Source organism: Methyloversatilis sp. XJ19-49 (assembly GCF_024580145.1).
Taxonomy (GTDB): Bacteria; Pseudomonadota; Gammaproteobacteria; order Burkholderiales; family Rhodocyclaceae; genus Methyloversatilis.
In genome coordinates, this window is record NZ_JANINI010000016.1 from 40,537 (window position 1) to 59,313 (window position 18,777).

Consider the following 18,777-nt stretch of genomic DNA (forward strand, 5'->3'; position numbering starts at 1 on the left):
CAAGGGTACTCAGTGTTGCGGCCTGGTTCATCGCATGCCTCCATTGGGATGGAGGGCATGTTTGCCGGCTAACATTAATGGAGACTTAAGCAAATCCGGCGCGACATGAAACAGGACATTTCGGGACCGGATGCCGTACGAGGAAGCGGAACGCATTCCGGGGTCCCAGGTCTGTTGGCATTAAACTCCTTACCTGATCGAATGCCGGAACCCGTCATGCACCCCTATTCCGAACGCCGCGCCCGCCTGATCGAACGCATGGGCAGCGGCGTCGCCGTGATCGCCACGGCCCCCGAACACCTGCGCAACCGCGACACCCACTACGGCTACCGCCACGACAGCTACTTCTATTACCTGACCGGATTCAGCGAGCCGGAGGCGGTTCTGGTGCTGATCGCCGGCGATGCACCCCGCTCCATCCTGTTCTGCCGCGAAAAGAACGAAGAACGCGAAATCTGGGACGGCTGGCGTCACGGACCCGACGCGGCACGCGAGCAGTTCGGCTTCGACGAGGCGCACTGCTACGCCGAACTCGACGCGAAGCTGGCCGAGCTGATCGCCAACCAGCCGCGCCTGCACTACGTCATCGGCGAAGACGCCGCGTGGGACAACCGCATGATGGCGGCGCTCAATGCAGTGCGCGCGCAGAGCCGCGCCGGCAAGTTCGCCCCTTCGGAACTGCTGGACATCCGCCAGCCGCTGGACGACATGCGGCTGATCAAGGACGCGCATGAACTGGACATCATGCGGCGCGCGGCCGAAATTTCCGCCCGCGCACACCGGCGCGCCATGCAGGCCACGCGGCCGGGCGCCTTCGAGTACGAAATCGAGGCCGAATTGCTGTACGAATTCCGTCGCTCCGGCTCGGAAGCCCCCGCCTATGGCTCGATCGTGGCGGGTGGCGCCAACGCCTGCGTGCTGCATTACGTGTCGAACAACGCCCCCCTGCGCGACGGCGATCTGCTGCTGATCGACGCCGGCTGCGAGCTCGGCGGCTATGCGTCAGACGTCACCCGCGCCTGGCCGGTGAATGGGTGCTACAGCGCGGCCCAGCGCGACCTGTACCAGCTCGTGCTGGCCGCCCAGGACGCCGCGTTTGCCGCGGTGCGGCCGGGCGCACGATTCATCGACTATCACGACGCTGCCGTGCGCGTGCTTGCCCAGGGCTTCGTCGACCTGAACATGCTCGCAGGCAGCGCCGATAGCGTGATCGAACAGGGCACCTACAAACGTTTCTACATGCACCGCACGGGCCACTGGCTGGGCATGGACGTGCATGACGCCGGCGAGTACCGACCCCGACCGGGCAGCGCCGGCGCCGGCGAGCAGGACTGGCGCGCACTCGAAGCCGGCATGGTGCTCACCGTGGAGCCCGGCTGCTACGTGCGCCCGGCCGACGGCGTACCGGAAGCGTTCTGGAACATCGGCATCCGCATCGAAGATGACGTAGTCGTGACTGCCGACGGCTGCGACATCTATACCTCGGCCACGCCGAAGACGATCGTCGAGGTCGAAGCCGTCATGCGCGAGGCGCGTGGATGACTGACGCAGCGACAGCATCCGTGCGCGATGCGGTCATCGTCGGCGCCGGCCCGATCGGGCTGGCCGCCGGCTGCGCGCTGCGCGCAGCCGGGCTGGATGTGACGGTGCTGGACGCCGGGCCCGGCGGACGCGCGCTCGATGACACACGTGTGATCGCGCTGTCGGCCGGCTCGCGCGACATCCTGCGGGGCCTGCAAGCCTGGCCGGATGCCGACACGACGCCGATCCGGCGCATCCATATATCGCAGCGCGGGCACCTGGGCCGCACCGAACTGCGCGCCGAAGACTTCCGTCTCGAGGCGCTCGGCCATGTGGCGCGTGCGGGCACGCTGGTGCGCGCGCTGCGCGAACGCGCCGGGCAGATCGGCCTGACCGTGCAGCACGGCAGCGCGGTGCTCGGTGCGCACGAAGGCGACGAAACGGTGCATGTACGCACGGCGGGGGGCGACCTGATGGCGCACGCACTGCTCTGGTGCGAAGGGCGCATCACTGACGACGAGGCGCTGTCGCAACAGCGCGACTACGACCAGCACGCCGTGATTGCGCTGGTCACGCCGACCCGGCCGCACGACCACGTGGCCTATGAACGCTTCACGCCGCAGGGCCCGGTGGCGCTCTTGCCCTGCGGGCGTGATTACGCCCTTGTGTACACCTGCGCCAGTGGCGACGCACAGACGCTGATCACCGAATCCGACGCCGCCTTCGCCGCGCGCGTGAGCGATGCGCTGGGCGGACGCGTCGAGGTTACGGCCGTCGGCCCACGCAGCGCGTGGCCATTGACCCTGCGCATGCGCCGCGACATCGTCAGCGGACGTCAGGTCTGGCTGGGCAATGCGGCGCAGACACTGCACCCGGTGGCCGGCCAGGGCCTCAACCTCGGCCTGCGCGATGTCGCCCAGTTGTCCGCCTGCCTGCTGCCTGCGCTGGCGAGGCATTCCGACGATCCGGCCGTGGCGCTGCAGGCGTACGCCCGGCTGCGCCGCGCCGACCGGATAGCCACCGGCCGGTTCACCGACGGACTGGTGCGCATCTTCGGCTTCGGGAGTACGCATCCCGGGCTGGGCGCACTCGCCGGCCATGCGCGGGGCGCCGCGCTGGCGCTGCTGGATGCCTGTCCGCCGGCCCGTCAGTTCATCGGCCGGCGCATGATGTTCGGCGCGCGCGGCTGGTAGCCACGGCCGACAGAAATTTCGACCGCATTTGCGTGACGGACACGCTTCGCCCCGGCCGCGCATCGGGTTAGAATCGCGCCCCTGTTCGTCTGCAATGCCCCCGCACCCCATGCACTTCGTTGGCTTCAACCTGCGAAACAACCTGTTCGTCGCGCCCATGGCCGGCGTGACCGACCGCCCTTTCCGCCAGCTGTGCAAGAAGCTGGGCGCAGGGCTGGCCGTGTCCGAAATGGTCACGTCGAATTCGCTGCTGTACGGCAGTGCGAAGACGCAGCGCCGCGCGAACCACGACGGCGAAGTGGCGCCGATTTCGGTGCAGATCGCCGGCGCCGACCCGAAGATGATGGGTGACGCCGCGCGCCACAACGTCGATCGCGGTGCCCAGATCATCGACATCAACATGGGCTGTCCGGCCAAGAAGATCTGCAACGTGATGGCCGGCTCGGCGCTCATGCAGGACGAGCCGCTGGTCGAGCGCATTCTCGAAGCCGTCGTGCGGGCAGTGCCGGACACCCCGGTCACGCTGAAGATGCGCACCGGCTGGAACCGCGACAACAGGAACGCCCCGATGCTGGCGCGCGTGGCCGAACAGTGCGGCATCCGCGCGCTGGCCATCCATGGCCGCACGCGTGCCGACCAATACACCGGCCAGGCCGAGTACGACACCATCCGCGCGGTCAAGGCTGCGGTGAACATTCCGGTGATCGCCAATGGCGACATCACGACGCCGCAGAAGGCGCGCGACGTGCTCTCCATCAGCGGCGCGGACGGCGTGATGGTCGGCCGCGCCGCGCAGGGCCGGCCATGGATCTTCCGCGAGATCGAACACTTCCTGGCCACCGGCGAGCTGCTGGCGCCGCCCGAAGTGTCGGAAATCCATCGCGTGTGCCGCGAGCACATCGAAGACCTCTACGGTTTCTATGGCATCGAGTCGGGCGTGCGCATCGCCCGCAAGCACATCTCCTGGTACACCAAGGGGCTCATCGGGTCAGCCGCCTTCCGCCACGCGATGAACCAGCTCGAAGGCACCGACCGGCAACTGGCGGCAATCGACGAATTCTTCGGCCGCATGGCGGCCGACAACCATCGTCTGGCCTACGAGCCGGGTGCACTGGACGAACACGCGCAGGAACTGGCCGCCTGATCGCTCAACAGGGCGACGGAGCAGGCTGGACCATCAGGGAGATGCCGCCATGAGCGGACGGAGTGATATTGCCGAGTGCATCCGCCATTCGCTGGAACGCTACTTCCAGGATCTGGATGGCGAGGCCGCGAGCGGAATCTATGACATGGTGCTCAGACAGATGGAGCGACCCATGCTCGAAGTGGTGATGCGCGAAGCCGAAGGCAACCAGACGCGCGCCGCCGACATGCTGGGCATGAACCGCAACACCCTGCGGCGCAAGCTGAACGATCACGGCATGATCTAGCCCATCCATTCCTCTCCGCCCCATCCCGCACCGCCCTCAACCCCCTCCCGGAAAAGCGCATGAAGATACAGCGTGCATTGATCAGCGTGTCCGACAAGACTGGCATCGTTGAATTCGCCACCGCCCTGAACGGGCTCGGCGTCGAGTTGCTGTCCACCGGCGGCACGGCCGCGCTGCTGGCGAAAGCCGGTCTGAAGGTGACCGAGGTGGCCGCGCACACCGGCTTTCCGGAAATGCTCGACGGTCGCGTCAAGACGCTGCATCCGCGCATCCACGGCGGCCTGCTGGCGCGACGCGAGGTCGACGCACACATGCAGGCGCTTGCCGAACATGACATTCCGGTCATCGACCTGCTGGTGGTGAATCTCTACCCGTTCGAGGCGACGGTCGCCAAGCCCGGCTGCACACTCGAAGACGCGATCGAGAACATCGACATCGGCGGTCCGGCCATGGTGCGTTCGGCAGCCAAGAACTGGCGCGGTGTCGGCGTACTGACCGATGCCGGACAGTACCCCTGCGTGCTCGAAGAGCTGCGCACCTCAAGCACGCTGTCCGAGGCCACGCTGTTCGCCCTGTCGGTAGCGGCGTTCAATCGCATTTCGAATTACGACGCAGCGATCAGCGACTACCTGTCTTCACTGAACGCCGACGGCACACGCGCCGAGTTTCCGGCGCAGTCCAATGGCCGCTTCGTCAAGGTGCAGGACCTGCGCTACGGCGAAAATCCGCACCAGCGCGCGGCTTTCTACCGCGACCTGTACCCGGCGCCCGGCTCGCTGGTCAGTGCGAAGCAGCTGCAGGGCAAGGAGTTGTCGTACAACAACATCGCCGACAGCGATGCGGCATGGGAATGCGTCAAGAGCTTTGAAACCGGCGCCTGCGTCATCGTCAAGCATGCCAACCCCTGTGGTGTGGCACTCGGCGCCAGCACGCTGGAGGCCTACCGCAAGGCACTCGCCACCGATCCGACTTCGGCTTTCGGCGGCATCATCGCGTTCAACCGTCCGGTCGATGCGGCGACAGCCGAAGCGGTCAGCGGCCAGTTCGTCGAAGTGCTGATGGCACCCGCATTCGATCCGGCCGCGCTGGCGGTGCTGGCGGCCAAGGCCAATGTGCGCGTGCTGGAGATTCCGCTCGATGGAGTCGATCCGAAGGGCGCCAGCGCCTGGGCGCGCGGTCGCAATTCGCATGACACGAAGCGCGTCGGTTCCGGTCTGCTGATCCAGACCGCAGACGAACCGGAGTCGCTCGAAGGCCGGCTGAAGGTGGTCACGCAGCGCGCGCCGACCAGCGCGGAAATGGCTGATCTCACCTTTGCATGGCGGGTGGCGATGTACGTGAAGTCCAATGCCATCGTGTATTGCCGCGACGGAGCGACAGTCGGTGTCGGCGCGGGACAGATGAGCCGCGTTGATTCGACACGCATCGCCCGCATCAAGGCAGAAAACGCAGGCTTGACGATCGCCGGTTCGGTGGTGGCGTCGGACGCCTTCTTCCCGTTCCGCGACGGCGTGGACGTACTGGCCGAAGCCGGCGCGAGGGCCATCATCCAGCCCGGCGGCAGCATGCGCGACGAAGAGGTGATCACCGCGGCGAACGAACACGGCCTGGCCATGGTATTCACCGGCACGCGACATTTCAGGCACTGATTTTCCGGAGGGCAGCCGGATCGGGCCACAAGCCCGCAAGGCTGACAGCCGGCATGAACGGTTTTTCAAGGATTCATCATGAAGCTGCTGGTCATCGGTTCAGGCGGACGCGAACACGCGATAGCCTGGAAGCTGTCGCAAAGTCCGCGTGTTCAGAAGGTCTATGTCGCGCCCGGCAACGCCGGCACGGCGCTCGAACCCGGTCTGGAAAATCTGCCGATCACCGATTTCACCGAACTGATCAACTTCGTCGAAGGTGAAAACATCGCCTTCACCGTGGTCGGCCCGGAAGCGGCGCTGGCCGCCGGCGTGGTCGATTGTTTCCGGGTGCGCGGCCTGAAGATATTCGGTCCGACCCGCAAGGCCGCCCAGCTTGAGAGCTCGAAGGACTTCGCCAAGCAGTTCATGGTCCGCGCCAGCATTCCCACGGCCCGCTACGAAACCTTCACCGATGCAACTGCCGCGCACGCCTATGTCGATGCAATGGGCGCACCCATCGTCATCAAGGCCGACGGACTTGCCGCAGGCAAGGGCGTGGTGGTGGCCATGACGCTGACCGAGGCGCACGGCGCCATCGGCATGATGCTTGCCGACAACGAAAGTGGCCGGTCGCGCGTCGTCATCGAGGAGTTCCTGCAGGGCGAAGAAGCGAGCTTCATCGCCATGTGCGATGGCGTGACCGCGCTGCCGCTGGCCACCAGCCAGGACCACAAGCGTCTGCTCGACGGCGATGCCGGCCCGAACACCGGCGGCATGGGCGCCTATTCGCCGGCGCCGGTGGTCACGCCGGAAATCCACGCTCGCGTGATGCGCGAGGTGATCCAGCCGGTGCTGACCGGCATGGCGCTGGATGGACTGCCTTTCACCGGCTTCCTGTATGCCGGCCTGATGATTTCACCGGATGGAGACGTCAAGGTGCTTGAATTCAACTGTCGCATGGGCGACCCGGAAACCCAGCCCATCATGATGCGGCTGAAGACTGATCTGGTCGATCTGATGGAAGCGGCGCTGGAAAATCGCCTGTCCGAAGCGCACACCGACTGGGACCGCCGCGTCGCCCTTGGCGTGGTCATGGCCTCGGCCGGCTACCCGGATGCTCCGCGCAAGGGTGACGCCATCGGCGGCTTGCCGCCCGACACGGCGGAAAGCCATGTCTTTCACGCGGGTACGGCGGCGCAGGACGGTCAGGTCGTCACCGCCGGCGGGCGTGTGCTGTGCGTGACCACGCTGGGTGACACGGTGAAGCAGGCGCAGCGTGCCGCCTACCTGCTGTGCGACAAGGTGCAGTTCGCCGGCATGCAGTTCCGCCGCGACATCGGCTACCGGGCGGCACGGCGATGAGCGCGCGCGCAGAGATGGTACGCAGCTGGCTGCTCGGTCTGCAGGACCGCATCATCGACGGCCTGCAGGCGGCGGACGGCAAGCCCTTCATCACCGACGGCTGGGTGCGAGGCCCGGAAGAGCGCCTGCAGGGTGACGGGCGTACGCGGCTGGTCGAAGAGGGCAATGTATTCGAGCGCGGCGGCTGCAATTTTTCGCATGTGCGCGGGCCCAATCTGCCGCCGTCGGCCTCGGCCAACCGGCCGGAACTGGCTGGCGCCTCGTTCGAGGCGATGGGTGTGTCGCTGGTGCTGCACCCGCGCAACCCCTACATCCCGACAGTGCACCTGAACGTGCGCTTCTTCACTGCGCAGCCGCCGTCCGGCGATGCGGTGTCGTGGTTCGGCGGCGGCATGGACCTCACGCCCTACTACGGTTTCGAGGAAGACGCCACGCACTTCCACCGCACCTGCCGCGACGCGCTGGCCCCGTTCGGCGCCGACACCCATGCGCGCTACAAGCAGTGGTGCGACGAGTACTTCCTTCTGAAGCACCGCAAGGAGGCGCGCGGCATCGGCGGCGTGTTCTTCGATGACCTCGGTGCCGATGGCGAAGTCAGCTTCGACCACGGCTGGGGTGTGACGCAGGCGGTCGGCGACGCCTTCCTGGCTGCCTATCTGCCCATCGTCGAGCGCCGCAGCGATGTGCCGTACGGCGAACGCGAACGCGACTTCCAGGCCTACCGGCGCGGCCGTTATGTCGAATTCAACCTCGTATTCGACCGCGGCACGCTGTTCGGCCTGCAGTCGGGCGGGCGCACCGAATCCATCCTGATGTCAATGCCGCCGATCGTGAAGTGGCGCTACGACTGGCACCCGGAACCGGGCTCGCCGGAAGCAAAGCTCTACACCGACTTCCTGCCCCCCAGGGAATGGGTGTAGCGGGGGTTTCGCGAAGCACTGCTTCGCGCCCGCGGAACCGGGCCGCTGTGCAAAGCGGCCCGTGGATGTAGCGGGGGGTGAGGCAGGGGTTTCGCAGCGCATGCGCTGCGCCTGCCGAACAGGCTGGCTGTGCAAAGCCAGCCTCCGTTTTACAAGCAAATTCGGCAAGCACTGCTTCGCGCCCGCGGAACCGGGCCACTGTGCAAAGCGGCCCGTGGATGTAGCGAGGGTTTCGCGACGCGCCGCTTCCTGCCCGGTGTTGGGCATCGCTGCGCTCACCCCAACCTACTTGCCGCAATTCGTAGGTTGGGGTGAGCGCAGCGATGCCCAACACCCGCCGCAATGAAAACCGCAGCCCATGCCGGCGGATGCGCGGCGCGATCGCTGTGGAAGCGGGCCATGCGCCCGTTCGCGGCCTTCACCGCTTCCCGCAGATCTGCCTCACCGCTCTTCCCCTCCTCGGTCCTTCGCGTTCAACACGCAAAAAAACGGGCACCTCGCAAGGCGCCCGAACCGGGACCACAGGAAGAACTATTCAGGGTCTGTCGACCATGCACCGTGAGCCACGACGCATGGTCGACAGACCCTGCACCCATCCGCCCCGCCCGGCACTTGTGGCGCCGGGCAGTCAGTCAGGCACTGCTACTCAGAACCGATAACCGACACCGACGCCGATCAGGATGGGATCGATGTCCAGCTTGGTTACCTTGGTACCGGCACCCTTGACGAAGATGTCGGTATCGATGGTCACGTACTTCACGTCGAGATTCAGGAACCACTTCGGCGCGATCTGGTAATCCACGCCGATCTGTGCAGCGAAGCCGAAGCTGCTGCGGTCGATGCGCAGCGGCACGCTGCCGCCGAGTACCGTGCCTGCATCCAGATCGACGCTGGAAAAACGCGTGTAGTTCGCACCCAGGCCGACGTAGGGACGGATGGTTCCGGTCGGGTTGAAGTGATACTGCAGCGTCAGCGTCGGCGGCAGGTGCTTGACCGAACCGATGCCGGTGCCGCCGAGTTCGACGTCGTGCTTCTGCGGATATGTCAGAATCAGTTCGGCCGCGATGTTCGGCGTGAAGAAGTAAGTGATGTCGACTTCCGGAAAGGTCTTGTTTTCCGCTTCGACGTCGATCGGCAGGCCGAGACCGCCGGAATTGCCGTTGTCGACGTTCATGTGCAGCGCACGCACGCGCACCATCCAGTCGCCCTCTTCAGCCGCCTGTGCGACACCCGCCACTGCTGCCAGTGCTGCCACGCCCATCCACTTGATTGCCTTCATTTTCTGCTCCGGGGAATTGAAACTGCATGTGTTGAATGCAGTATCCGCGAAGCAAGAAACCCCACATTGATCAGGGTCAATGGATGATGAAGTCCTCGCTGCGCAGCCGCGCGATGCGTTCGGCCGTATTCGGATGGCTGGACAACCAGCCCATCGGCCCGGAACGGCTCGCCTGGCCCTCGCCATGCGCGGCGGCCAGCTTCTCGAGCATGCCGGCCAGCAGTTCGGGGGACTGTCCCCGGGCACGCAGCAGCTTCATGGCAAAGTCGTCGGCCTCGCGTTCCATGTCGCGCGAATAGCCCGCCTGTACCAGCGCCGTAGGAGCGGTGGCCAGCAGACTGCTGATGTCACCCAGATACCAGGCCATGAACAGTGCGGTCGCCGAGCCCTGCAACAGCATGCGCACGCCGTGGCGCTGATGCACATGCCCCAGTTCGTGCGTCAGCACAGCCAGCACGGGCGCGTCAGCCCCGGCCAGCGCAACCAGTTCGTCGGTGACGATGAGCGTTCCGTCGGGCAGCGCAAAGGCATTCGCGCCCAATTGACCCCCACTGCGGAACAGCAGCGTGTGCGCAATGGGCTGACCTTCTATCGACGCCACCGACGACAGCGCCTCGCGCAACGCCTGCTGGCGCGCCGATGGCAAGGTCGTCGGACGGGTCAGCGACTGGTCCAGCCATTCGAGCGTGCGTTCCGACAGCGCGGTCATCGCACTGTCGGGCACCAGCGGCGCGCTGACACGGGCGGCCCAGGGCAGTCCGTACTGCATGATGAGCCAGACCGACAGCAGCAACGCCGACAGCATGATCACCACCATCCGCGGCTGGAACGCCCAGCGCACGACGGCCGCATCACGATGGCCGGTGGCATCGAGCAGTCGCGCCAATGCGGCATGGTCGCGCACTTCAAGGTGGGCGCCGTCGGCAAAGCTGATCAGGCGCGCGGCATCGCCCATCGGCTCGGACACGCGCAGTGCAGGCAGCGGCTCGCTGCGCGACACCTGGTCGCCCTGGACATGCAGCACGCCATCGGTCACGCCCAGCGTGACAATGTGCGCCCGCGCGCTGCGACCGTCGAAGTACAGCCCGGCGACGCCGGCAGCCGGATCAGAGGGCGATGTCGACATCGAACAGGTCCGCAGCTTCCTCGCCGGTAGCCGCGGCATCCTGCGTCTGGCCGGCAATGAAATCATCGAGCGGACCGGCGCACCGCATCGTGACGCTCTGCAGCCGGTAGCGCGCCAGCCGGATGGCCGCGAACGGCATGAACAGGCCCAGCGTAAACACCACGCCGATCAGGTTGGTCAGCATGATCACGTACAGCCGGCGCGCACTGACCGTCGACTCGAAGCGGTGACCGTCGAGCTGCATGTGGTTCCAGACCAGGTTCTGCAGACGTGCCGACAGATAGGGCTGGACGAACAGCAGCAGCAGGATGAACAGCAGCGGCGCCAGCGCGAACACCGCCGGATTGCCGTCCGCCAGCGATCCGAGCAGCACACCGATGGCCGCCATGCCAAGGAGTACCACCGCGATCGCCGCGCCATAGATGCGGTAGTAGGCGCCCACCGGCGCATCGATGGCGAAACGTGCGCTGCCGAAGCGCGCGTGATTGAACTGGTAGGCCTTCATGCGCTGGTGCCACATCGGTCCCAGCAGATACAGCGTCAGCACGCTGAAGATGGGCCACTTCAGGAACACCGAATAGGCGCCACCGCTATCACCGTCGAAACCGAAGCGAAGGCCGCGCCAGCTCGAGTAATGCGCCCGGAAGCGCAGCGAGCGCATCAGCAGCGCCGGCATGACGGCCGCCAGCGCAACGGCCACCGCGATGCCGGCGATGATGGAAAACTGGAACGACACGTTGTAGGCCAGCAGCAGCATGAAGCCGATGACGCGGCCCTTGAGGATGGCGCGCGGATCGCCGTGATAATCGAAGGCCGCGTCGCCGAGCGTCGTGTGGCGGTAGAAATACTGCAGCCGCCTGACCTTGGCCCAGGCCGAATAGATGCCGAGCGTGAGCAGCGTCAGCACCAGATTGACGATCCAGATGCCGAAGTACTCGCCACCGCGTCCGGAAAACGTGATCGGCTCGCGCTGCAGCGCCGGCGAGCCGGCTGCGAAGGGGTTGCCGCCGGCCGCTTCGGCCGGGCCGTGTTCAAACGGGTTGTTCATGATGGATGGGCAAAAAGCGGAATGACCCAATCATGCCAGATGGCATGACGATTCAACCCATCAGCGCAGCCGATCGGAAATGACTGCGCGCATCCTCGCCTCGGTCGAGGTGTTCGTGCAGCAGCGCCAGTTCGACATGCACGCCACGCGTCGGCTGCACGGCCAGGGCCGCTTCGAGATAGCTCTGTGCCTTGCCCCACAGCTGCTGCGTGCGGCACAGCCGGCCCAGTGCGAGCAGCAGGCCGGCATCCCCCGGATGCACGCGCAACCAGGCTTCGGCGCGACCGATGCGGGCCTGCACATCGCTGCCGTCCGTTTCGGCGTACAGAACGACCAGTGCGGAATCCCATTCGCGGTCGAGCTGCGCCTCGATCAGCTTGCGCGCCTGCGTTTGCTGGCCATCGGCGATCAGTGCTTCGCACATGGCGCGTACCACCTGTGCATCTTCCCGCTCAAGCGCGGGCAAGTCGCGCCAGTAGGCGTCAAGATCAGCCGGGTCGGCCTCACGCAGCGCACCCATGTGCGCCTGTCGGCGCACCGGTGCGGCCTGCTCCGGCGTCAGCGCACGATGCTTCTGGAGCAGGCGTACCACGCGCAGCAGGCCGACCCAGTCGCCCAGCCCGCGGCGCGCGCGCATCGCCAGCCGCAGTGCCGCAACATGGCGCTGACCGCCGGACTGCAGCGCGTCAATGCGGGTGAGGGCATCGGCGAAATCGCGACGGTCGGTCAGGATGCCTGCTTCGGTCATCAGGCGGGCGGTGCGCAGATCGTCATGCTGCGCCGCCTGGGCCAGCCAGTCGTCGACCTGGTCGGACTCGCGCATTTCATGCGCCGCGCGCGCGCCGATCAATGCCGCCAGTCCGGGTGACTCGCCGCCTTCGACCGCCACCCGGGCACTGCGCTGCGCCTGACCGTAACGGCCTTCGAAGTACAGCCGTGCCGAATCGCGCAGCGCGGTGACCGCGCGCTGACGGCGCTGACGCAGGCGGTATCGGCGCGCGCGCGCCGGCATGCGCAGCAGGCCGTCGACGAAATGGAACAGGCTGTACAGCGCGGCCACGCCCAGCAACAGCACGACGATGAAGAAATTGAGCGACAGCTCGATGCGCCAGTGCGACCACTGCAGCAGCACGAAGCCGTCGTTCTCGCGCGCCGCGATCACCAGGCCGACCGCCAGCACGCACAGGCCGAGCAGCCAGAGCAGTAGGCGCACCATCAGTTCGCCCCCTCGCGCACGACCGGCACGCGCTGGCGACTGGCTTTCAGCTGCGCCAGCGCACTCATCGATTCGTTGAGGTCGGGAAGCGCTTCGCCGGGATCCACCATGCCGAGCTGGCGCAAAGTGGTCAATGCGTTCTCGGTGGCGCGCGCGCGGGTGTCGAAGTAGCGCTCCACCCACTCGCGCGCCAGCCGGATGTCTTCCCGCCAGATCGCACCATTGCGCTGCAGCAGCGCGATACGCGCATTGACCAGGCGAAGTTTCAGGTTCTCGCGCAGGAAAAAGCTGTGCGACGGCGCCAGCAGCACCGGATCCGGGCGATCCAGCCGCTCGATCCGCACCAGCTGACGGAATTCGCCCCAGATGTCCTGCAGCAGGCGCTCGACGAAGGACGTGTCGGCAACCGGCGTGGCAGGTGTAGCCGGCGGTTCCGACGGCGAACGCTCGAAAGCCAGCGGCAGCGTGTCGATGGCGGCCAGCAAAGTGTCGATGCGCAGCGCCTGCCCTGCCAGATCGGCCATCGGTGCGCGCCGCAGGCGTTCCATGTCATTGGCCATGGCGCGCCGCAGCGGCAGATAGCGGCCGGTGTCGCTGCGCGCCAGCTGTGCTTCGGCGCCGGACAGTGCCCTGAGCGCCAGCTTGGCGTCTCCGGCCAGCTGCAGCTGCTGCTGGCCGAGCACCAGCGCATGTTCGACCTCGGCCAGTGCGCGCTCGTCGTAAGTGCGCACCAGATCGTCCGCCAGAAACTCGTAGGCGTCGATGCGCGCGCGGAGCTCGGACAGCTGCGCTTCCTGGCTGCCCAGTCGCTCGCCATGGCTGGCCATGCCTTCGGCACCCTGTTCGTTCGCGCGGCTCGCTTCAACCGCCTGCGCGCCGACGGCCGCCACCCGCTTGTTCAGTTCGGCTTCGAGCACGCGCATGCGCTGCACCATGAAGAAGCTGAGCAGGCCGAAAACGATCAGCACGAACACGACCACCGGCAGCAGCCAGCCCGGCAGGCGGGTTTCGCGCGCGGCCCGCGAATCGGGCGCGGCCCCGGACGGGACATCGGTCCGTTCGGGGTTCACTGCGGACGGCATCGGTGTTGCGGAATTCGGGGACGGGTCTGTCATGTCGATTCGGTGGAGGCGTACTGCGAAAAATAGTCGGTCAGACCGATCATCAGGCCGGCGTCGCTGGCGGCCGTCTCGATCACCCGCGTGAAACCCTGTTCCGCTGCCTGTTCGGCGATGCGCGCATGCGGCACAAACAGCGGCAAGCCACTCAGCCGCTCGAAACAATCCGGTGTCGCGAGCGCGCGCAGATTGCGCACCGATTCGGACGAGGTAAGGGTCAACGCATGCAGCCGGCCGGCCATCACCGCCTCGTGCAGCATGGCGGCGCCTTCGGTCGGCGCACGTCGACGGTAACAGGTGACGTGGTCGACCGATGCGCCGCGCTCGCGCAGCGTGTCGCCGAGCAGTTCGCGACCGCCGTCGCCGCGGAAGATGAGTATCCGGCGACCGGCGAGCGCGGCGGCAGACAGTTCCGGCAATGCCAGCAGCGCCTCGGAGTCGAAGCGGCCTTGCGGCACGATGACTCGCGTTATGCCGCGCGCGCGCAGTGCCTGCGCCGACTGCTCGCCGACGGTGGCAGCGGGCAGCGCCGCCGGCCACGGGTGCAGCGGCAGCATCACGTCGAGCGCATGCGCCACCGCGTTCGCGCTGACGAAGATGGCCAGCGCGAGCGTGTCGAGCCGGCCGGCGGCGTCGGCGACCGCCTGCACATCGTCCAGTGGCTCGATGTCGATCAGCGGCAGCAGCAGCGGCTCACCGCCGGCTGCGCGGATCGCCTCGCCCAGCGCAGCCGCCTGGGCGCGCGGGCGGGTGACCAGCACACGGCGTCCGGCCAGCGCGCTGCCTGCCCCGGTCATCGAGTGTCCAGGGCTTCGAGGATGTCCTGCGCACCGTCGGCACGCAGCAGCGCCACGCATTCGGCAGCCAGTTCGTCCGGCTGGGCGATGTTGCCGCGCACTTCGGCGGCGGCGATGCGCGTGCCATCCGGCAGGGCGACCCGGGCGCGCAGCCACAACGCACCGCCATCGACCACGCAATAGGCGGCCAGCGGCACTTCGCAGGAACCGGCCAGTGCCCGCGAGACCGATCGTTCGGCGCGCACACAGGCCTGCGACGGCCCGCATACCAGCGGTGCCAGCCAGGCCGCCACCTCCGGTCGCGACGACAGCGCCTCGATGCCGAGCGCGCCCTGCCCGGCTGCCGGTAGCGACAGCTCGACCGGAATGATTGCACGGATGCGTCCACCGAGGCCGAGTCGCTTCAGCCCGGCGGCCGCCAGGATGATCGCGTCGTACTGGCCTTCGTCGAGCTTGCGCAGCCGGGTATCGAGATTGCCGCGCAGGCTGGTCACGGCGAGATATGGAAAGTGGGCACGCAGCTGCGCTTCGCGGCGCAGGCTGGAGGTACCGACCACGGCGCCCGGCGGCAACTCGTCGAGATTGGCATAGCGCGACGAAACGAAGGCGTCCTGAGGCGTTTCGCGCTCCAGCGTGGCCACCAGCGCGAACTCGTCGGCCAGTGTCATCGGCACATCCTTCATCGAATGCACCGCCAGATCGGCGCGGCCCTCGAGCAACGCGGCTTCGAGCTCCTTGACGAACAGTCCCTTGCCGCCAACCTTGGCCAGCGGACGGTCGAGAATCTGGTCGCCGCGGGTGGTCATGCCCAGTATGTCGACCTGGGTGCCGGGGTAGAGGGCGGACAATCTGTCACGCACGTGTTCCGCCTGCCACATCGCGAGCCGCGATTCGCGTGACGCAATCACGATGCGCGCGGGCTTCGGGTAAGCTTGGGTTTCATGCTGCAGGACGGGGTTCGACAGATCCGAAACCACGTTCTCCAGGCCGGCCGGGTAGTCCATGAGGGATAAGGGGGCGTGAGGTGAACACACCGCGCACCAGCGTGATCAGGAGCCCCACCGGCTCCTGCAGGCAGCGCGCGAAACGGCCTCGGATTCTAGCAGCCCTGAATGGAACGCACTGCCCTGCCAACGCTGGCCGGCGGCGTCGTTCCCGACCTGACCGATCTTCTGGAAGGATTGCACGTGAATCAACAGGCCCAGACGCCCGTTGCGACGCACGAACGCGCCGCACACGACAAGGACCAGCCGCTGTTCGACGACATCCGCCTGCTCGGCCGCATGCTGGGCGACGTGGTGCGCGAACAGGAAGGCAGCCGCATGTTCGAAATCATCGAGAACGTACGTCAGCTGTGCGTGCGCTTCCGCCGGGATGACGACCTCGAAGCGCGCGCAGAACTGGCGAAGCTGCTGAACGGATTGAGCGACGACGACACCATCATCGTGGTGCGCGCCTTCAGCTACTTCCTGCATCTGGCCAATATCGCAGAGGATCAGCATCACATCCGGCGCGCCCGGGCGCACGCCATCGCCGGCGACGCACCGCGGCCCGGCACGCTGGCCAATGCTTTGGGCAAGGCGCTCGACGCCAAGGTTCCGGCGGAAGAAATTCTCGGTTTCTTCCGCGACGCGCTGGTGGTGCCGGTGCTGACCGCGCATCCGACCGAGGTGCAGCGCAAGAGCATCCTGAGCCAGGAAATGAAGATCGCCCGCCTGATCGACGAGCGCGACCGCACCCGCCTGACCCCCGAGGAACTGGCCGACCACGACGAAGCGGTGCGGCGCACCATCACTTCGCTGTGGCAGACGCGCATGCTGCGGCGTACGCGCCTGTCGGTCGCCGACGAGGTGATCAACGGTCTGTCCTTCTACGACTACACCTTCCTGCGCGAACTGCCGCGCGTCTACAACGCGGTCGAGGACCAGCTCGAAGCGGCCTTTCCGGAGCACAAGCGCGTCATCGGCAGCTTCCTGCGCATGGGCTCGTGGATCGGCGGCGACCGCGACGGCAATCCGTTCGTCACCGCCGACGTGCTGCGCTCGACGCTGCGCGTGCAGTCGGCCCGCGCGCTCGACTATTTCCTGACCCAGGTACACATCCTCGATACCGACCTGTGTTCGACGATGATGCTGAACAATGTCAGCGACGAATTGCGTGTGCTGGCCGCCACCGCACCGGACAAGTCGCCGCACCGAGAGGACGAACTGTACCGGCGCGCGCTGGCCGGCATCTATGCCCGGCTGGCCGCCACCGCGCGCACGCTCGACCAGCATGAGGCGCTCTGGAAGGCAGTCGGCGACGCAGACCCCTATCGCAACGCCGCCGAATTCGTGCGCGACCTCGACGTGATCCACGATTCGCTGATCGGCCACAAGTCGCGCCTGATCGCGCGCGGCCGGCTGCGCCGCCTGCGCCATGCGGCACGAGTGTTCGGCTTTCATCTGGCCGCGCTCGACCTGCGGCAGAACTCGGATGTGCATGAACGCGTGATCGCCGAACTGCTCGCCAACGCGCACGTGTGCAACAACTACCTCGAGCTGCGCGAAGAGCAGCGCATCGAAATCCTGATCAACGAGTTGGGCACGCCGCGGCCGCTGACCTCGAGCTTCATGCAGTTTTCGGAAGAAACCGAAGGTGAGCTGGCGATCGCCCGCACGGCGGCGCAGATGCACGCGCTGTACGGCCCCGAAGCACTGCCCAACTACATCATTTCCAAGGCCGACGGCGTGTCGGACATGCTGGAAGTGGCGCTGATCCTGAAGGAAGTCGGGCTGCTGAACGTGCATGAGCGGCGCGCCGCGATGAACATCATTCCGCTGTTCGAAACCATCGGCGACCTTCGCAATGCGCCGCGCGTCATGGACCGCATCTTCACCATTCCGATCTGGCGCGTGCTGCTCGATGCCCGCTCGACGACGCAGGAAGTGATGCTGGGCTATTCCGATTCGAACAAGGACGGCGGCTTCCTGACTTCGGGCTGGGAGCTGTACAAGGCGGAAACACGGCTGGTGCAGGTGTTCAAGCGGCACGGCGTGCGGCTGCGTCTGTTCCACGGCCGCGGCGGTTCGGTCGGTCGCGGCGGCGGCCCGAGCTTCCAGGCCATCCTCGCGCAGCCGGCCGGCGCAGTGCAGGGCCAGATCCGTGTCACCGAACAGGGCGAGGTGATCGCGTCGAAGTATTCGAATCCGGATGTCGGCCGTCGCAACCTGGAAGTGCTGGCCGCCGCCACCTTCGAGGCGACCCTGCTGGGCAAGCGCGAAGGCGATGCGCCGCCGGAGTTCACCGACGCGATGGAAGAGCTGTCCGGCTATGCCTTCAAGGCCTACCGCAATCTGGTCTATGAAACCGAAGGCTTCGAGAAGTACTTCTGGGAGTCGACGGTCATTTCGGAAATCGCCGAGCTGAACATCGGCTCGCGCCCGGCCTCGCGTAAGAAGGGCCAGAAGATCGAGGACCTGCGCGCGATTCCATGGGTGTTTTCGTGGTCACAGTGCCGCCTCATGCTGCCCGGCTGGTACGGCTTCGGCACCGCAGTGAACGAATATCGCGCCAAGCACGCCGACGGGCTGGCGCGGCTGCAGGCCATCGTGCACGAGTGGCCCTTCTTCGCGACGCTGATTTCCAATATCGACATGGTGCTGTCGAAGACCGACATCGCGATCGCCAGCCGCTACGCCGAGTTGGTCGAGGACGAAGCGCTGCGCACGGCGATCTTTTCGCGCATCCGCGCGGAATGGCAGGCCACGCTTGAGGCGGTGAGCCAGATCACCGGCGCGCCGGAACTGCTGTCCACCAATCCGCTGCTCGCCCGCTCGATCCGCAACCGCTTCCCCTACATGGAGCCGCTGAACCACCTGCAGGTGGAACTGCTGCGCCGGTTCCGCAGCGGCAACCGCCACGAACGCACGCGCCGGTCGATCCACCTGACCATCAATGGCGTGGCTGCGGCGCTGCGCAACAGCGGCTGATTCGGCAAGGCGTGCGTGTGACGGGCCCCGCCCGTCACACGCTCCGTCTGCACAGCCAAAACCGCCATCCAGCAAGGAATTCTTCGGTCGAAGCGGCACTTGCGGGAGCTGTGACTGTGGGAGCGGGGGTTTCGGCGAGCACTGCTCGCCGCCTGCAGGGCCGGCAGT

At 66.6% G+C, this 18,777-nt stretch carries 15 protein-coding genes; 8 read left to right on the forward strand and 7 right to left on the reverse strand.

The window, feature by feature from the left end:
• Positions 1–216 precede the first annotated feature (216 nt).
• The 7 genes from NMQ16_RS16895 (at position 217) to hemF (ending at position 8,054) form a co-directional block, all read left to right on the forward strand.
• Complete coding sequence (locus tag NMQ16_RS16895) at positions 217–1,542, forward strand: aminopeptidase P N-terminal domain-containing protein (RefSeq protein ID WP_257082112.1); 1,326 nt, start codon at positions 217–219, stop codon at positions 1,540–1,542.
• Entirely contained in the window at positions 1,539–2,714 is a 1,176-nt protein-coding gene (locus NMQ16_RS16900; protein ID WP_257082113.1) for an FAD-dependent monooxygenase, read from the forward strand. The genes NMQ16_RS16895 and NMQ16_RS16900 overlap by 4 nt, the downstream gene beginning before the upstream one ends.
• A gap of 109 nt (positions 2,715–2,823) precedes the next feature.
• Entirely contained in the window at positions 2,824–3,858 is a 1,035-nt protein-coding gene (dusB, locus tag NMQ16_RS16905; protein WP_257082169.1) for a tRNA dihydrouridine synthase DusB, read from the forward strand.
• A gap of 49 nt (positions 3,859–3,907) precedes the next feature.
• On the forward strand, positions 3,908–4,144 hold the full coding sequence (locus NMQ16_RS16910) for a helix-turn-helix domain-containing protein (RefSeq protein ID WP_257082114.1): 237 nt from the start codon (positions 3,908–3,910) through the stop codon (positions 4,142–4,144).
• A gap of 59 nt (positions 4,145–4,203) precedes the next feature.
• Entirely contained in the window at positions 4,204–5,793 is a 1,590-nt protein-coding gene (gene purH, locus NMQ16_RS16915) for a bifunctional phosphoribosylaminoimidazolecarboxamide formyltransferase/IMP cyclohydrolase (protein ID WP_257082115.1), read from the forward strand.
• 78 nt (positions 5,794–5,871) lie between these two features.
• Positions 5,872–7,134: a phosphoribosylamine--glycine ligase gene (gene purD, locus NMQ16_RS16920; protein WP_257082116.1), complete on the forward strand. Its 1,263-nt coding sequence runs from the start codon at positions 5,872–5,874 to the stop codon at positions 7,132–7,134.
• Positions 7,131–8,054: an oxygen-dependent coproporphyrinogen oxidase gene (hemF, locus tag NMQ16_RS16925; protein WP_257082117.1), complete on the forward strand. Its 924-nt coding sequence runs from the start codon at positions 7,131–7,133 to the stop codon at positions 8,052–8,054. Before purD ends, hemF begins: the two co-directional genes overlap by 4 nt.
• A 646-nt stretch (positions 8,055–8,700) precedes the next feature.
• Here hemF and NMQ16_RS16930 read toward each other — a convergent pair.
• The 7 genes from NMQ16_RS16930 to hemC form a co-directional block, all read right to left on the reverse strand.
• The gene (locus NMQ16_RS16930) at positions 8,701–9,333 is read right to left on the reverse strand and encodes an OmpW family protein (RefSeq protein WP_069039631.1); all 633 of its coding nucleotides are present in this window, start codon (positions 9,331–9,333) and stop codon (positions 8,701–8,703) included.
• A 76-nt stretch (positions 9,334–9,409) separates the two neighbouring features.
• A complete protein-coding gene (locus tag NMQ16_RS16935; RefSeq protein WP_257082118.1) occupies positions 9,410–10,459 on the reverse strand; it encodes a M48 family metallopeptidase in 1,050 nt (349 codons plus the stop codon).
• Entirely contained in the window at positions 10,440–11,507 is a 1,068-nt protein-coding gene (locus NMQ16_RS16940; protein WP_257082119.1) for a YjgN family protein, read from the reverse strand. The genes NMQ16_RS16935 and NMQ16_RS16940 overlap by 20 nt, the downstream gene beginning before the upstream one ends.
• Positions 11,508–11,559: 52 nt before the next feature.
• On the reverse strand, positions 11,560–12,723 hold the full coding sequence (locus NMQ16_RS16945; protein ID WP_257082120.1) for a heme biosynthesis HemY N-terminal domain-containing protein: 1,164 nt from the start codon (positions 12,721–12,723) through the stop codon (positions 11,560–11,562).
• Complete coding sequence (locus NMQ16_RS16950) at positions 12,723–13,838, reverse strand: uroporphyrinogen-III C-methyltransferase (RefSeq protein WP_257082121.1); 1,116 nt, start codon at positions 13,836–13,838, stop codon at positions 12,723–12,725. Before NMQ16_RS16950 ends, NMQ16_RS16945 begins: the two co-directional genes overlap by 1 nt.
• A complete protein-coding gene (locus tag NMQ16_RS16955) occupies positions 13,835–14,638 on the reverse strand; it encodes a uroporphyrinogen-III synthase (protein ID WP_257082122.1) in 804 nt (267 codons plus the stop codon). The genes NMQ16_RS16950 and NMQ16_RS16955 overlap by 4 nt, the downstream gene beginning before the upstream one ends.
• Positions 14,635–15,642: a hydroxymethylbilane synthase gene (gene hemC, locus NMQ16_RS16960; RefSeq protein ID WP_257082123.1), complete on the reverse strand. Its 1,008-nt coding sequence runs from the start codon at positions 15,640–15,642 to the stop codon at positions 14,635–14,637. Before hemC ends, NMQ16_RS16955 begins: the two co-directional genes overlap by 4 nt.
• A 183-nt stretch (positions 15,643–15,825) precedes the next feature.
• On the opposite strand from hemC, the gene ppc reads away from it, so the two are divergent.
• Positions 15,826–18,609 (forward strand): phosphoenolpyruvate carboxylase, encoded by a 2,784-nt coding sequence (ppc, locus tag NMQ16_RS16965; protein ID WP_257082170.1) that lies wholly within the window; start codon positions 15,826–15,828, stop codon positions 18,607–18,609.
• Positions 18,610–18,777 lie beyond the last annotated feature (168 nt).

What these genes read in the sequence shown, in the direction of transcription:
- NMQ16_RS16895 (WP_257082112.1), top strand. Translation starts at nt 217, where the DNA reads ATGCACCCCTATTCCGAACGCCGCGCCCGCCTGATCGAACGCATGGGC.
- NMQ16_RS16900 (WP_257082113.1), top strand. Translation starts at nt 1,539, where the DNA reads ATGACTGACGCAGCGACAGCATCCGTGCGCGATGCGGTCATCGTCGGC.
- dusB (WP_257082169.1), top strand. Translation starts at nt 2,824, where the DNA reads ATGCACTTCGTTGGCTTCAACCTGCGAAACAACCTGTTCGTCGCGCCC.
- NMQ16_RS16910 (WP_257082114.1), top strand. Translation starts at nt 3,908, where the DNA reads ATGAGCGGACGGAGTGATATTGCCGAGTGCATCCGCCATTCGCTGGAA.
- purH (WP_257082115.1), top strand. Translation starts at nt 4,204, where the DNA reads ATGAAGATACAGCGTGCATTGATCAGCGTGTCCGACAAGACTGGCATC.
- purD (WP_257082116.1), top strand. Translation starts at nt 5,872, where the DNA reads ATGAAGCTGCTGGTCATCGGTTCAGGCGGACGCGAACACGCGATAGCC.
- hemF (WP_257082117.1), top strand. Translation starts at nt 7,131, where the DNA reads ATGAGCGCGCGCGCAGAGATGGTACGCAGCTGGCTGCTCGGTCTGCAG.
- NMQ16_RS16930 (WP_069039631.1), bottom strand. Translation starts at nt 9,333, where the DNA reads ATGAAGGCAATCAAGTGGATGGGCGTGGCAGCACTGGCAGCAGTGGCG.
- NMQ16_RS16935 (WP_257082118.1), bottom strand. Translation starts at nt 10,459, where the DNA reads ATGTCGACATCGCCCTCTGATCCGGCTGCCGGCGTCGCCGGGCTGTAC.
- NMQ16_RS16940 (WP_257082119.1), bottom strand. Translation starts at nt 11,507, where the DNA reads ATGAACAACCCGTTTGAACACGGCCCGGCCGAAGCGGCCGGCGGCAAC.
- NMQ16_RS16945 (WP_257082120.1), bottom strand. Translation starts at nt 12,723, where the DNA reads ATGGTGCGCCTACTGCTCTGGCTGCTCGGCCTGTGCGTGCTGGCGGTC.
- NMQ16_RS16950 (WP_257082121.1), bottom strand. Translation starts at nt 13,838, where the DNA reads ATGACAGACCCGTCCCCGAATTCCGCAACACCGATGCCGTCCGCAGTG.
- NMQ16_RS16955 (WP_257082122.1), bottom strand. Translation starts at nt 14,638, where the DNA reads ATGACCGGGGCAGGCAGCGCGCTGGCCGGACGCCGTGTGCTGGTCACC.
- hemC (WP_257082123.1), bottom strand. Translation starts at nt 15,642, where the DNA reads ATGGACTACCCGGCCGGCCTGGAGAACGTGGTTTCGGATCTGTCGAAC.